This is a genomic window from Rhizobium glycinendophyticum, from assembly GCF_006443685.1.
In the GTDB taxonomy this organism is placed as follows: domain Bacteria; phylum Pseudomonadota; class Alphaproteobacteria; order Rhizobiales; family Rhizobiaceae; genus Allorhizobium; species Allorhizobium glycinendophyticum.
Genome location: NZ_VFYP01000001.1, coordinates 937412 through 950273, shown reverse-complemented (window position 1 = coordinate 950273; position 12862 = coordinate 937412). Strand labels below are relative to the sequence as shown.

Below are 12862 nucleotides of genomic sequence, written 5' to 3'. Positions count from 1 at the left end.
GCGGCCTTTTTCATGACAGATGACGACCGGATCAGGCCGCGAGACGCTGGGCGTTGAGCGGTATCTCGACGTCGATCTCGAGGATCGAGACGTCGCCGTCGCGGTCCATCTTGATCTCGACCTTGTCGCGGTCGAATTCGACATGCTTGGCAATCACGGCGAGGATTTCCTCGCGCAGCACTGCGACCAGATCACTTTCGAGCGACGCCCGTTCATGGGCGAGCAGGACCTGCAGTCGCTCGCGCGCCATGGGGGCGGAACGCTGCTTGCGGAACAGGGAGAAAATGCTCATGCGGCCCTCCGCGCGAAGATCTTGTCGAGGAGGCCACGCTTCTCGCCAGGAATGGTGATCGGGACGTTTTCACCAGCCAGGCGGCGGGCGGCGTCGAAGTAAGCGAGAGCCGGGGCGCTGCGGGCATCAGCGAGCGTCACCGGTGCGCCGATATTGGAGGCGCGCAGCACATCCATGCTTTCCGGAATGATGCCGAGCAGCGGGATGGAGAGTATCTCCAGCACGTCGTCGACCTTCAGCATGTCGCCGCGCTGGGCGCGGTTGGAATCGTAGCGGGTGAGCAGCAGATGCTTTTCCATGCGCTCGCCGCGCTCGGCCTTGAGCGTCTTGGAATCCAGGAGACCGATGATGCGGTCGCTATCACGCACCGAGGAGACTTCCGGATTGGTGACGACGACGGCCATGTCGGCATGGCGCATGGCGAGCGTCGCACCGCGTTCGATGCCGGCGGGGCTGTCGCAGATGATCCAGTCGAAATACTTCTTCAGCTCGTTGATGACCTGCTCGACGCCTTCGGCGGTCAGGTTATCCTTGTCGCGGGTCTGTGAGGCGGGCAGCAGGAAGAGCGTTTCCAGTCGCTTGTCGCGGATGAGCGCCTGCGGCAGCTTGGCGTCACCCTGGATCACGTTCACCAAGTCATAGACGACGCGGCGCTCAGCGCCCATCACCAGATCGAGATTGCGAAGACCGACGTCGAAATCGACGACGACGACCTTTTCGTTGCGCTGCGCGAGCGCTGCACCCAGAGCGGCCGTCGAGGTGGTCTTGCCGACCCCGCCCTTGCCGGATGTCACGACTATAACCTTGCCCATGTGGTTCTCCTGTCTATCCCCGCTCACGTTCACATCATTCTTTCTGTCATGATCGCATCCCCCTCCAGCCAAAGCTGAACTGGATGCCCTTTCAATTCCGGATCCATGTCGTCGGTCATCGCGTAGACACCGTCGATTGCCACCAGTTCGGATTCGAACTTACGACAGAAGATCCTTGCGTCGGCATTGCCAACGCAGCCTGCCAATGCACGCCCACGAAGGGCGCCGTAAATATGAACAGAGCCTCCGGCGATCACTTCGGCACCGGATTGAACCGAACCGATGACCGTCACGTCACCCTGGGCGTAGATCACCGACTGGCCCGACCGCACCGTTTCCCGCACAATCAGCGAGGGAGCCGAAACCTGGCTCTGCTGCACCACCACCTGCGGCGGCGCCTGCTCGACCGGCGGGTTCGCCGTTGCTTCAGCGCTCTTGCCGCTTACCGGTTCCGGCACCTCGGAGCGCGGTACCTCGTAATCTGCCGCCGGTTTGCCACCCTTCAGCATCGGTGGCATGCCGGGCTCGACCAGCGAGGGACGTCCGCCCTCAATGCCCATGATCGAGACGTTGCGGCTGCCAAGCTCGGCGATCAGCGCCTTCAGCTGCGGTCGGTCGATCTCCAGGTCCGATACGTCGAGAACGACGGGCCGACCGAGAAAGAAGCCGGCGGAGCGGGCCGCGAGATCATCGAGCCGGACGAGCCAATCGTCAAACGGCAGATCCGGCGTCAGGACGACGGCCAGGAAGGATCTGCCCTTGATGCGGATGGAGCGTGGTTCGGTTAGCACTTTGGTCATCTACGTAAACAAATCGTTGATGCAAGAAGTAGCGCCGATTTGGTTAACAAATGGTTAATGCGGCCATGGCGGCGTTAGGAAAGTCTCGGAAAGAACACGAAAAAACCGCCCGCAGCGACGGGCTGCGAGCGGCTTGAGATGGCGATAAGTTTCCCTGAAAGGGATCAGTAGTAAGGCGAGACGCACTGCTGGCGCGGGCCGTTATACGGCTGGAAGGTGTTCGAATAGCTGTCGTAAGAACGATAGCGGTTCTGGCACCACTGGTAGTGGTTCGCACTCAGGTTGCCCGAGACGCGCGGGACGGCGCGCGGCTGGTTGGCGATGGCGCCACCGATGATGGCACCGGCAGCGAAGGCTGCGAGCGGGTACCAGTAGCCATTGTGGTAACGGTAGCCGGCGCGGCGTTCACGATAGCCACGATGACCGCGCCAGTAGCGGCGGGCCTCGTAGCGGTCACGGTCGCGGCGGAACTGAACCTGTGTGACATCCGACGTCGCTGCGACCGGCGCAGTGGGGCGGATCACCTGGGCCTGGGCGGGGATCATGCCGGTAAGCCCGATGACCGATGCCAGGGCGGCAACGGCGGCTTTCTTGAAGACAGTCTTCATGGTGTTTTCTCCCTGTCTGTGTTTGAGACAAGCCTGGACGTGTGACGACCAGTGCCTATCTTGAACAAAGGTTAACGGCGCCAGCCTGAACCCAGGATTAATGGGAAATCTGGCCTCGCGCACCGCGTGTACCGGGCCGTAGGCGGCTTCGGCACGCAAGTGCCCGTCAACGGGCAATACAGGGCAATGTTCCACCGGACACTTGATCGTGACCGGCGGAATGTCGAGATCTAGGTTCAGCCATCAGAAATAGGGTGAGTAGCACTGCCGACGCGGACCGTGATACGGCTGAAAGGTGTTGCTGCGCCAGTTGTAGGACCGATAGCGGTCGGCGCACCAGCTGTAGTGGCGCGGGTGGAATTCAACGGAACGGATGATCCGATGCGGCAGGATGGGCCGATCGACGATGACGCCTGCGCGCATCGATGCTGCGGAAAACCAGTGGCCTCGGTGATAGACGTAGCCCGGTCGATAGGGCCGATTGCCGTGATGCGTCTTGACGGTGATGCGCTGGTAGCGCTCATAGCGTTCGTAGACGACAACATCGACGCCTGCGCTGACCGGTGCGCTTTCGGCGACAATACCTGTCAGTGTCACGCAGACAGCGGCCATGAAGGTCCAGATCCTGCTCATGCGATTCCCCTCCCATTTTATCGAGCCTCCGCCGCACACGCCGGACCCTCATGGTCTGGTTCGATGCGAGCCCCGGCTGAGACTTCCGGGCATGGGAGGCGTCAATGATGGAAGGCTAATGCGTCAGGGGCGATGGAACAAGCCCCCGAACACAGGGCAAACAGCGGGGTGCACGGGCGAATGAGGACGCCCGCTCCAGGATGGTTCAGGCTTCGATTTCGATGTCGCCCTTCGGCCGCGAACAGCAGGCGAGGATGTAGCCTTCGTCGATCTCGTCGTCGAGGATGCCGCCATTGTGGTCCATCTCGACCTCGCCCGAGAGCTTCATGACCTTGCAGGTGCCGCAAAGGCCGGATTCGCAGGCAGCGCCGATCCTCACGCCGGCGGCGCGGGCCGCCTGCAGAACCGTGTGGCCGGGGGCGCAGAGCCCGTCCTTGCCGGACATGGCGAACTTGACCTTGGTCGGCTGCTCGCCATCGGCATGATCTGCGACGACCACGAGCGGCTCCGGCTTGACCGGCTGGAAGGCTTCTTCATGATAGTTCTTCATGTCGAAGCCGGCGCCTTCGAGCGCCTCGCGGACGGTTGCCATGAAGGGCGCCGGGCCACAGCAGAAGACGGTGCGTTCGAGGAAGTCGGGTGCCAGAAGCGCGATCTTGGCCTTGTCGATCCGGCCCTTCAGCCCCGACCAGAGCTGGCCGCGCGACACCTGTTCGACGATGAAGCCGAGCGTCAAATGCGGCATCTCGCGGGCCTTGGCCTCAAGCTCCCAGCGGAAGATGATGTCGTCGGGCGAGCGCGCGCAGTTGAGGAAGGTGATGTCGCTGTCGGGCGCCCGATCGCTCATGTCGCGGGTCATCGACATCATCGGCGTGATGCCCGAGCCGGCCGAAACGAAGAGGTATTTCTTGCCCGGATGGCGGGCATAGGAGAAATCACCGAGCGGGCCGAAGGCCTTCAGCGCCATGCCGGGCTTCAGGTTGTCGAACATCCAGCGGGTGCCGATACTGTCGGCCTGCGCCTTCACCGTGACCGCGACCGTATAGGGGCGTGAGGGGCTGGAGGAGAGCGTGTAGGTGCGCATGACCGGCTCAGGCTCGGCCGGGATCTCCAACGTGACGAACTGGCCGGGCTGGTAACGAAACCAGAGGTTTGGCTTGTTCGGCTTGAAGGTGAATGTCATCACGTCGGGGGCTTCCGGCGTGACGGCAACGCATTCGAGCAAATGCTCCCTGTCGGACCAGGGATGCATCTCGTCCACGTGACGGTATGGGTTGACCGCGATGTTCATCTTTATGCCACCGCCGAGAGGCGGGCCTTGTCGCCCTGCAGACGCTCGATCATGAAGTTGGAATACCATTCGACGAACTGCATGACGCCGCCTTCGTGATCGACCGAATAGGGGCCGGGCTCATAGGCCGGGGAGCGGATGCCGAAGGCATTTTCCTCGACGATCGAGCGGTCCTGATCGTTGGTCATGGTCCAGACATGGGTCAGCTCTTCGAGGTCGTAGTCGACGCCTTCGACCGCATCCTTGTTGACCAGCCAGGTGGTGGTGACCGCGGTTTCCTCGGCCGAGATCGGCAGGACGCGGAAGGAGATCGCGTGGTCGCCGAGGATGTGGTTCCAGGTCGTCGGATAGTGGAAGAGCAGCATGGTGCCGATATGGCTGATCGGCACGTCGGCAGAGAGCGGCTTCTTCACGGCGCGCTTGCCGGACATGGTGTAGCTCTCGGCATCCTGGATCAGCGGCATGCGGGCGGTGCGGAACTGGCCCGACGGATCCATCTTGAAGGTGGAGGGGAGACCTGCGGCTTCGCAGCGCGCCCAGTGGTCGGCAATGAAGGGATCGTCACCGGCGCCCTGGACACCGGTTGCCGTCGGGGCTTCCGGATAGGTGCGGCAGAGTTCCGGGTGATTGCCGGCGCAGTGGTAGCATTCGCGGTTGTTTTCCCAGACAAGCTTCCAGTTGCCCTTTTCGATGATCGTCGTCTTGTGGGCGACCTTGGCTTCCGACAGGCGGTGCGGCGCCATGTAGGGCTCGATCGAGGCGCGGACGGGGGCGAAGTCAGGGGCTTCGTTGGCCAGACAGATGAAGATGTAGCCGGCGACGCTTTCGCAATGGGCCGTCTTCAGGCCGAAGTCCGCCTTGTCGAAATTCTCGCCCATCTGACGGGCAAAGACCAGCGAGCCGTCGAGGTCGTAGGTCCACTGGTGATAGGGACAGACGAGCTTGGCGGATGCGCCCTTGTCCTGCGTGCAGACGCGGTGGCCGCGATGGCGGCAGGTGTTGTGGAAGGCGCGGATGACCTGGTCCTTGCCGCGCACGATGACGACAGGATAATCGCCGACCTGAACGGTGAAATAATTGCCGGCGCGCGGGATCTCGCAGTCATGGCCCATGAACAGCCAGTCGCGATACCAGATCGTCTCCATGTCGAGCTTGAAGTAGTCCTGGTCGATGTAAAAGGGCTGTTCAAGGCTGAAGCCTTCGCGGCGGTTCTTCAACTGGCGCAATGCCGTGGTCTGCAGGTCCATGTCGTCCTCGTTTTCCTGGATCGGCGGATGAGGAGCGCAGCACGGCACCGCCCCTTGGGATGGGCAGAGCACGGCCATCTCCGGCCGCCCGCCGCGACCTTGATTGTTCGTTTCCCGAGGCTGGTTTCCGGGCTCTGGAGTGGTCCATTTGCGGACCGCGCCGGCGCCTTCCCAGGGTTTCTCCCAGTGGCTTTGTGCCGAAGCGCATTCTCCACCACCGTTGCGGGGGCAGCGCCGGATTTTGACCGGCTTCCCGATTTCCCGCCCTCCCTAGCTGGGCAGCACCTCGAGCTTGGGTTCATCTAATCACAAGGCCCGAGGCGGCGCTGCACTGCGGAACGACACGGCAGAAATCGTTTGCGACATATGCAGAGGCTGTCTCGTGAAGAGCAAAATCGGAAATTGTCGTTATATTTCGGCAAACTGCAGCAACGGATAAGTTCTGCTTTCAGCGACGATGGCGCAAATGAGCGAGTGAAGGAAGATTTCAGGATTTGCAGTGCGGCAAGCCTCGCGAAACCTCTGTACCGCAGAATACCATCAAATGATGATTAACCATGCTGCGGTAAGCTCTACACTTGAAGCCGGGCACCGTCAGAGCGTCAAAATGCAGAAACTGAGATATTTCGCGGCATCAAAGACCGAGAAGGCTGGATCCCCAGCCAAGGCGGCTCATACTGAATTCCTGCGGACCGGGCGCATTTCGCGGCATCGCGATGACTGGGTCCCGGAGCAGCGGCGCTATCTCACCTATGAGGAAGTGGCGGAGCGGACCGGCAAGCGGCTGGAAGCGGCTGCCGATACGACGCATACACGGATCAACTCCTTCCACCGGTCGATCCAGTTTCCGAAGATCATCTTTCACCGCACGCTGAGCGACAGCCCGCATCTGGGCTACTGTCACGTGACGGCGGCGCGGACGAATTTTGCCCGATATGCCGATGTGCGCTGGGCCTTCTACATCGCCAATTTCTTCGCAGAAATCGGTGAGAATGAAGCGTTCTTCGAGCGGATCCGGCAGAACTATTCGCGGATGTATTTTGCCGTGGCGCTGAAGCCGGAAGCAGAAGCGAAAGCCATGACCATCGACCGCTCAATCCGCGACAACGGGCTGCTCTTTCGCACCCATGATCCGAAGGAGGCGCTGCGCAACGTGCTGATGCTCGGTGCGCGGGATGCGGAGCTTCGCAAGATCATCGCCAAGCTCTGATTGAGCCCTGCCTGATCAGGCACCAAAGCCGCCAAGCGGCTTCTTCTTGTAGAGCAGCCAGTCCTTGGAAACGTAATCGGAAGCACCATAGACGGTAACGGTGTCGCCGCCGGCTGCCTTGGAGGTCGACAAAGCCTTTTCGGCGAAGTTCGTGAAGTCGAAGGCGTTCGGTGCCTGCTCTGAGAAGCAGATGCCGAAAGACATGGACAGCTGGCCCATGCTGCGGCCACCGTTCGAGCCGACAAAGGCGCTGGCCTTCAGCTTGCCGCGCACGAGGTCGACGACGCGGCTGATCTCGTCCTGATCAGAGGTATAGAGCAGGAGGCCGAACCGACCGCCGTCAAAGCGGCAGGCGAGATCACCACCACCAGAAACGGCTTCAAGAACCTTGCCCACCTGCATCAAAAGCCGCTCGGCGACAGTCGGGCCCATCTGTTCCTGGATGCGGGCGTAATCGTCGATTTCACCAATGGCGACACCGCAGAGAGCCGGCATTTCCGGATTGGCATAGATTTTGGCCACGGCCTTGTTGAAGGCGCGGCGGCTGGCGAGGCGGGTGAGCGGGTCGACGAATTTCGCAGCTTCGGCTTCCTCGGCCTCACGCTGCATGTCCGCGAGCGATGCGGTCTTGTCGACGACAGCGCGCACGACATTGCTGTTCTGGTGGGCGCGCTTTTCAGTCGCGGCCTTTAGCATCTTGATCGACTGGCCGAGCGGCGTGCCTTCCAGGTCCGCCTCGGTCAGGATGGTGCGCGAGGCATGGCCGATGACGCGACCGTAATCGGTCAGCGAAATTTTCTCTTCATTGAGCAGCGAGATGAAATTGCTCATCTCGGCGCGGACCTGGCCGTTCTGGCGGCTCAGCAGCCCATCTTCATGCTGATGCGGCAGATATTTGCGGCCGAGTTCATCCAGCGCTTCCTGGGTCTTGACCTTGCCGAGTGCGATGAAATCGCGAACGAGTTCCGGATTGCTGCCCGAATAAGCCTCGTAGACCAGTTCGTAGTTACGTGGCAGGCCGTCGATGCCCATCTGGTGCATTGCGGTCGCCACACGAAGCGCGATGCTGGCCGCTGGGTTCTTCATCTGCTGCATCTGATACGTCCCGGTCTTGAGGCAGTCTGTGTTCGTTGAAAACAGAATAAGCAGAAGACTTCTTTCTTTCGGTTACACCGGTAGGTAAAATTTGAACGATCACGTTCCCCCTTAAAATAGAGGGTGTGGCCTCAGGCAGGTCCGGTTTCGAAAATTGAGGTTTGATCCCGTCCCCCCGTCCGCGCTATGGACGGACTTTCCAACGAGCAAGGCGGGCGCATGGCACGCGTGATTTCCATCGACGATGAAGGCGGAGCGGACGCAGCGATTGCCGCTGCGATCGCGGTGCTCGAAGCCGGTCGCCCCGTCGCTGTTCCGACCGAGACCGTTTACGGCCTTGCCGCTGACGCGACCGATCCTGCGGCCATCACCTCGATCTACGAGACCAAAGGGCGACCACGCTTCAATCCGCTGATCTGCCATATGTCGGATCTCGCGATGGCGGAGCGTCATGCGATGTTTGACCCGATCTCGCGTAAGCTGGCGGAAACGTTCTGGCCCGGGCCACTGACGCTGGTGCTGCCTCTTTCCGACAGGTCGAACATTCACGCGCTGGCGACCGCCGGCCTCGACAGTGTCGGCATTCGGGTGCCGCTCGGTTTCCCGGCACGACTGATCGGCGCTTATGGGCGGCCGCTGGCAGCGCCAAGCGCCAATTCTTCCGGGTTGGTGAGCCCGACGACGGCGGCCCATGTCGAGGCCGATCTCGGCGCCAAGATCGGCGTCATCATCGATGGCGGCGCATGCCCTGTCGGGGTGGAATCGACGATCGTGAAGGTGGAGGACGGCCGCATCCGGCTGTTGCGGCCGGGGGGCGTTCCCGTCGAGGCGATCGAGGATGCAACCGGACTCTCGGTCGAGCGTCTCAAGGCTGCCGGGACAGCTGCGATCGAGGCGCCGGGCATGCTTGCATCGCATTATGCCCCGCGCGCGCAAGTGCGGCTCAACGCGACCGAGGTTCTTGCCGACGAAGCGCTGATCGCTTTCGGTCAGGAGCCGGCCGCAGGAGCGGAGAAAGCCAGGGTGGTGCTGAACCTCAGCCAAGCGGGCGACCTCGCGGAAGCGGCGGCCAATCTTTTCGCCTATCTGAAACAAGCCGACGCGACGGGGGCTTTCGGCATTGCGGTCATGCCGATCCCCGAGCAGGGTCTTGGCGAGGCGATCAATGACCGGCTGGTGCGGGCGGCTGCTCCACGCGGCGCGGAAGGAGCAGAGGCATGAGCGATTCGACCCATTCTTCCGGCAGGAGCCGGGAAGGCCTGCTTCAAGCCTTCATGGATATCGTCGGCGAGGCCCATGCCCTGGTGCGTGAGGCAGACATCAAACCCTATCTCACGGAAAACCGCGGGCTGTACCACGGGTCTTCGCCGCTGGTGCTGAAACCGGCATCGACGGCAGAAGTCTCGGCGATCATGAAACTGGCATCAGAAACCGGTACGGCGATCGTTCCAGTGAGCGGCGGCACCGGCCTCGTCGGCGGTCAGGTCCCGCGCGAAGGCGGGCAGGACGTGCTGCTGTCGCTCGAACGGATGAACAAGATCCGGGAGGTCGACCCGGTCGCTGATGTGATCGTCGCCGATGGCGGCGCCATCCTTGCGGATGTGCAGAAGGCGGCAGAGGCGCATGGGCGGTTGTTTCCTCTGTCGCTTGGCTCCGAAGGCTCCTGCCGGATCGGCGGCAACCTGGCGACGAATGCCGGCGGCACGGCCGTGCTCGCCTATGGCAATATGCGCCAGCTCTGCCTCGGCCTCGAAGTGGTCCTGCCGACGGGCGAGATCTGGGACGGCCTCAGGCGCCTCAAGAAGGACAATAGCGGCTATGACCTGCGTGACCTGTTCATCGGGGCGGAGGGGACGCTCGGCGTGATCACCGGGGCGGTGCTGAAGATGTATCCTCGTCCGCGCGGGCGGCAGGTGGCCTATGCCGGCCTTTCCTCGCCTAAAGCTGCTCTCGCGCTCTTCGAATTAGCGTCGCAGCGTTGCGGGTCGGCGCTAACCGGTTTCGAGCTGATGCCGCGCATCGGCATCGAGTTCACGACAAAGCATATTCCGGGCGTTCGCGATCCGCTCGCTTCCGTCCATGCCTGGTATGCGCTGATTGACATTTCCACCTCCGATACGGCCGAGGCTGCCGATCTGATGATGCAGGCGCTGCTGACCGAAGCATTCCAAAGTGGTCTCGTCTCAGATGCGGCGATTGCCAGCTCCCTTGCACAACAGGATGCCTTCTGGCACCTGCGCGAGAGCATGTCGGACGCGCAGAAGCCGGAGGGCGGGTCGATCAAGCACGACGTGTCCGTGCCGATCTCGCGCATCCCCGCGTTTCTTGCGGAGGCCGATGCCGCCGTGCATGCGCTAATTCCGGATGCCCGCATCTGCGCCTTCGGGCATCTGGGCGACGGCAATATCCATTACAACATCAGCCAGCCTGTTGGCGCCGACAAGGCCGCCTTCATTGCCCGCTGGCGCGAGGTGAATGCGGTGGTTCACGCCGTCGTGCACCGCCACAGCGGTTCGATTTCGGCGGAACATGGCGTCGGGCAGCTGAAGCGGGACGAACTGGCCGCCAGCCGACCGGCCATCGAGACCGAGCTGATGCGTCGGATCAAGCAGGCTTTCGACCCGGCAGGGATCATGAACCCCGGCAAGGTGGTCGAGTGAGGCCATGGGCAGCTCCCCTCGCCTTTCGTTCAGGATCGATTTCGCCAATGGCGCGCGGCTAGGGCCCGGCAAGGCGCGATTGCTGGCGCTGATCGTCGAACACGGCTCGATCCGGGCGGCGGGGGCGGCCATGGGCATGTCCTATCGGCGGGCCTGGCTGCTCGCCGACGAGATCAACCGGATGTTTGTAAATCCGTCGATCGTGACCCGCCACGGCGGAAAGAGTGGCGGCGGGGCCGGGCTGACGGCCTTCGGCGAGCGACTGCTTGAAACCTGCCGGAGGATGGAAGCCGAGAGCCGCCGGGTGCTTCAGGCGGATCTGGATTGGCTGGCGAGCTTACAGGCCATCGATTTTACCGAGAGGTCAGGAAAGGGTGCGCAAGACGAGGCGTGAAGCGCTCGCTGCGTGACCCTAAAGCCGGCGGAACAGTCCCTCGGGGGCGATCGACACCGTCTTGAACAGCAGGCTGACCGGCATGCCCTTTGTCAGGGCAAGTTGAGACACAGAACGGCGGGTAAGTTCGGCCAGCAGACGCTCGCCGTTGCAGCTGACGCTCAGTGTTACTGCGCCCTCACCGCTATCCGAGATATCAGCGACCACCCCTGACAGCCTGTTAAGCGTCGATAATCCGTCGGCGGCCCCCTTGGCCACGACGATATCCGACACCGGCACGAAAACGCGGATGCGGGCGCCGATCTCGACTTGAGCACGCCTCAATACGATCGGGCCTGCCGTGGCCAGGGCTTCCGTCAGGCCATCCCGGTCATCGTGGCCGGTGACGGTCGCTTCAATGAAATTGCCGGCCGGTAAGTCTCCCGTGCCACGCGCGATCGTTGCCAACATGGCATCCGGACCGCCGATGGCGGTTGTCTTGCCGCGTTCGAAGGTGACGACGCCGGTTGCCAGTCGCGCCACCTCGTCGAGCGAATGACTGACATAGAGGATCGGTATGCCGACATCGTCGCGGATGCGCTCGATATAGGGCAGGATCTGGCCCTTCAGATCGTGATCGAGTGCCGAGAGCGGTTCGTCCATCAAGAGTAGTTTGGGGCTTGCCATCAAGGCGCGGCCGAGCGCCACGCGTTGCTTTTCGCCGCCGGAAAGATGGGCGGGGCGACGGTCGAGCAAAGCGGAAATGCCGAGCAAGTTGGTCACGCGGGCAAGATCCTCGCGACGCTCGCCCTTGGGCAAAGATTTTTCGCCGTAGCGCAGGTTCTGCAATACGCTCATGTGCGGAAAGAGGCGACCTTCCTGGAAGACATAACCGATGCGCCGGCGATGCGGGGGCACGAAGACGCCGCGCCCGGTATCGGTCCATGGCTCTCCGTCGAAGACCACGCGGCCCTGTGTGGGACGGATCAGGCCGGCGAGCATGTTGACGAGTGTTGTTTTGCCGGAACCGGAGGGACCGAAGAGCGCCGTGAGGCCGCGGCCGATGGCGAGGTTGGCGTCGAGGGTGAAGGCGCCCTGGTGGTGGTGAACGGAGATCTCCAGCATCAGCCCGCTCCGACGCGGGCGGCGATGCGCCGGGAAAGGAATTCGGAAGCGACGAGCGCACCGAGCGAGAGGGCGATGGAGATCAGGGTGAGGCGCATGGCAGCGACATCACCGCCCGGCACCTGGGTGTAGGTGTAGATGGCCGAGGCGAGCGTCTGGGTCTCACCGGGGATATTGGAGACGAAGGTGATGGTCGCGCCGAATTCACCCATGGACTTGGCGAAGGCGAGGATGGCCCCGGCGGCGATGCCGGGCAGGATCAGCGGCAGGGTAACAGTAAGGAAGACATGGGCGGGGCTCGCGCCGAGCGTTGAGGCGGCCGCTTCCAGCCTCTGGTCCACGGCGTCCAGCGACAGGCGAATGGAGCGGACGAGAAGCGGGAACCCCATGACGGCGGCGGCAAGTGCTGCCCCCGTCCAGCGGAAGGAAAAAACGAGGCCGAGCGTGTTATCGAGAAAGGCGCCGACGGCGCCACGCCGACCAAAGGTGATCAACAGCAGGTAACCCGTGACGACTGGCGGCAGAATCAACGGCAGATGAACAAGTCCATTCAACAGCGACTTGCCCCAGAAGTTTCGTCGCGACAGCAGCCAGGCGACGAAGAGTCCGAGGGGCAGCGAAAAGATGACAGCCACGCTCGCAACCTTCAGGCTGAGCCACATGGCGGTCCATTCTTCAGCCGTCAGGGTCAAGAAAGGCATCCCGATGCGAGGGTT

The 12862-nt window shown here is 62.5% G+C and carries 14 protein-coding genes and 1 riboswitch; of the genes, 4 read left to right on the top strand and 10 right to left on the bottom strand.

The features are described from left to right. Positions 1 to 31: 31 nt before the first annotated feature. The 7 genes from minE to FJQ55_RS04535 form a co-directional block, all read right to left on the bottom strand. Complete coding sequence (gene minE, locus FJQ55_RS04565) at positions 32 to 292, bottom strand: cell division topological specificity factor MinE (RefSeq protein ID WP_062275848.1); 261 nt, start codon at positions 290 to 292, stop codon at positions 32 to 34. Further along, complete coding sequence (minD, locus tag FJQ55_RS04560) at positions 289 to 1104, bottom strand: septum site-determining protein MinD (RefSeq protein ID WP_140826502.1); 816 nt, start codon at positions 1102 to 1104, stop codon at positions 289 to 291. Before minD ends, minE begins: the two co-directional genes overlap by 4 nt. Positions 1105 to 1133: 29 nt before the next feature. Beyond that, positions 1134 to 1904 carry a septum site-determining protein MinC gene (gene minC, locus FJQ55_RS04555; protein ID WP_140826501.1) on the bottom strand — a complete coding sequence of 257 codons (771 nt, stop codon included), beginning with the start codon at positions 1902 to 1904 and terminating at the stop codon, positions 1134 to 1136. 164 nt (positions 1905 to 2068) lie between these two features. Further along, a complete protein-coding gene (locus FJQ55_RS04550; RefSeq protein ID WP_140826500.1) occupies positions 2069 to 2512 on the bottom strand; it encodes a BA14K family protein in 444 nt (147 codons plus the stop codon). A gap of 243 nt (positions 2513 to 2755) precedes the next feature. After that, a complete protein-coding gene (locus FJQ55_RS04545) occupies positions 2756 to 3145 on the bottom strand; it encodes a BA14K family protein (RefSeq protein ID WP_140826499.1) in 390 nt (129 codons plus the stop codon). A 205-nt stretch (positions 3146 to 3350) separates the two neighbouring features. Then, positions 3351 to 4436 carry an FAD-binding oxidoreductase gene (locus FJQ55_RS04540; RefSeq protein WP_140826498.1) on the bottom strand — a complete coding sequence of 362 codons (1086 nt, stop codon included), beginning with the start codon at positions 4434 to 4436 and terminating at the stop codon, positions 3351 to 3353. A gap of 2 nt (positions 4437 to 4438) precedes the next feature. Continuing rightward, positions 4439 to 5683 (bottom strand): aromatic ring-hydroxylating oxygenase subunit alpha, encoded by a 1245-nt coding sequence (locus FJQ55_RS04535; protein ID WP_140826497.1) that lies wholly within the window; start codon positions 5681 to 5683, stop codon positions 4439 to 4441. A gap of 101 nt (positions 5684 to 5784) precedes the next feature. Continuing rightward, positions 5785 to 5987, bottom strand: a riboswitch (cobalamin riboswitch). 303 nt (positions 5988 to 6290) lie between these two features. On the opposite strand from FJQ55_RS04535, the gene FJQ55_RS04530 reads away from it, so the two are divergent. Next, a complete protein-coding gene (locus FJQ55_RS04530; protein WP_140826496.1) occupies positions 6291 to 6893 on the top strand; it encodes a DUF6656 family protein in 603 nt (200 codons plus the stop codon). A 15-nt stretch (positions 6894 to 6908) separates the two neighbouring features. Here FJQ55_RS04530 and FJQ55_RS04525 read toward each other — a convergent pair whose 3' ends face one another. Continuing rightward, positions 6909 to 7988 (bottom strand): GGDEF domain-containing protein, encoded by a 1080-nt coding sequence (locus tag FJQ55_RS04525; RefSeq protein WP_140826495.1) that lies wholly within the window; start codon positions 7986 to 7988, stop codon positions 6909 to 6911. Positions 7989 to 8207: 219 nt separating this feature from the next. On the opposite strand from FJQ55_RS04525, the gene FJQ55_RS04520 reads away from it, so the two are divergent. From FJQ55_RS04520 to FJQ55_RS04510, 3 genes are read left to right on the top strand one after another with little or no spacing between them, the layout of a single operon-like run. Then, positions 8208 to 9209 carry an L-threonylcarbamoyladenylate synthase gene (locus FJQ55_RS04520; protein WP_140826494.1) on the top strand — a complete coding sequence of 334 codons (1002 nt, stop codon included), beginning with the start codon at positions 8208 to 8210 and terminating at the stop codon, positions 9207 to 9209. Next, the gene (locus tag FJQ55_RS04515) at positions 9206 to 10648 is read left to right on the top strand and encodes an FAD-binding oxidoreductase (RefSeq protein ID WP_425467503.1); all 1443 of its coding nucleotides are present in this window, start codon (positions 9206 to 9208) and stop codon (positions 10646 to 10648) included. Before FJQ55_RS04520 ends, FJQ55_RS04515 begins: the two co-directional genes overlap by 4 nt. A 4-nt stretch (positions 10649 to 10652) precedes the next feature. Beyond that, positions 10653 to 11042 (top strand): winged helix-turn-helix domain-containing protein, encoded by a 390-nt coding sequence (locus FJQ55_RS04510; RefSeq protein ID WP_140826493.1) that lies wholly within the window; start codon positions 10653 to 10655, stop codon positions 11040 to 11042. 18 nt (positions 11043 to 11060) lie between these two features. Here the strand turns inward: FJQ55_RS04510 and modC are convergent, their stop codons facing one another. Continuing rightward, positions 11061 to 12146 carry a molybdenum ABC transporter ATP-binding protein gene (modC, locus tag FJQ55_RS04505; protein ID WP_140826492.1) on the bottom strand — a complete coding sequence of 362 codons (1086 nt, stop codon included), beginning with the start codon at positions 12144 to 12146 and terminating at the stop codon, positions 11061 to 11063. After that, complete coding sequence (gene modB, locus FJQ55_RS04500) at positions 12146 to 12847, bottom strand: molybdate ABC transporter permease subunit (RefSeq protein ID WP_140826491.1); 702 nt, start codon at positions 12845 to 12847, stop codon at positions 12146 to 12148. Before modB ends, modC begins: the two co-directional genes overlap by 1 nt. Positions 12848 to 12862 lie beyond the last annotated feature (15 nt).

Bases quoted from the DNA above. Each gene is read 5' to 3' on its own strand.
- minE (WP_062275848.1), bottom strand. From the start codon at position 292: ATGAGCATTTTCTCCCTGTTCCGCAAGCAGCGTTCCGCCCCCATGGCG.
- minD (WP_140826502.1), bottom strand. From the start codon at position 1,104: ATGGGCAAGGTTATAGTCGTGACATCCGGCAAGGGCGGGGTCGGCAAG.
- minC (WP_140826501.1), bottom strand. From the start codon at position 1,904: ATGACCAAAGTGCTAACCGAACCACGCTCCATCCGCATCAAGGGCAGA.
- FJQ55_RS04550 (WP_140826500.1), bottom strand. From the start codon at position 2,512: ATGAAGACTGTCTTCAAGAAAGCCGCCGTTGCCGCCCTGGCATCGGTC.
- FJQ55_RS04545 (WP_140826499.1), bottom strand. From the start codon at position 3,145: ATGAGCAGGATCTGGACCTTCATGGCCGCTGTCTGCGTGACACTGACA.
- FJQ55_RS04540 (WP_140826498.1), bottom strand. From the start codon at position 4,436: ATGAACATCGCGGTCAACCCATACCGTCACGTGGACGAGATGCATCCC.
- FJQ55_RS04535 (WP_140826497.1), bottom strand. From the start codon at position 5,683: ATGGACCTGCAGACCACGGCATTGCGCCAGTTGAAGAACCGCCGCGAA.
- FJQ55_RS04530 (WP_140826496.1), top strand. From the start codon at position 6,291: ATGCAGAAACTGAGATATTTCGCGGCATCAAAGACCGAGAAGGCTGGA.
- FJQ55_RS04525 (WP_140826495.1), bottom strand. From the start codon at position 7,988: ATGCAGCAGATGAAGAACCCAGCGGCCAGCATCGCGCTTCGTGTGGCG.
- FJQ55_RS04520 (WP_140826494.1), top strand. From the start codon at position 8,208: ATGGCACGCGTGATTTCCATCGACGATGAAGGCGGAGCGGACGCAGCG.
- FJQ55_RS04515 (WP_425467503.1), top strand. From the start codon at position 9,206: ATGAGCGATTCGACCCATTCTTCCGGCAGGAGCCGGGAAGGCCTGCTT.
- FJQ55_RS04510 (WP_140826493.1), top strand. From the start codon at position 10,653: ATGGGCAGCTCCCCTCGCCTTTCGTTCAGGATCGATTTCGCCAATGGC.
- modC (WP_140826492.1), bottom strand. From the start codon at position 12,146: ATGCTGGAGATCTCCGTTCACCACCACCAGGGCGCCTTCACCCTCGAC.
- modB (WP_140826491.1), bottom strand. From the start codon at position 12,847: ATGCCTTTCTTGACCCTGACGGCTGAAGAATGGACCGCCATGTGGCTC.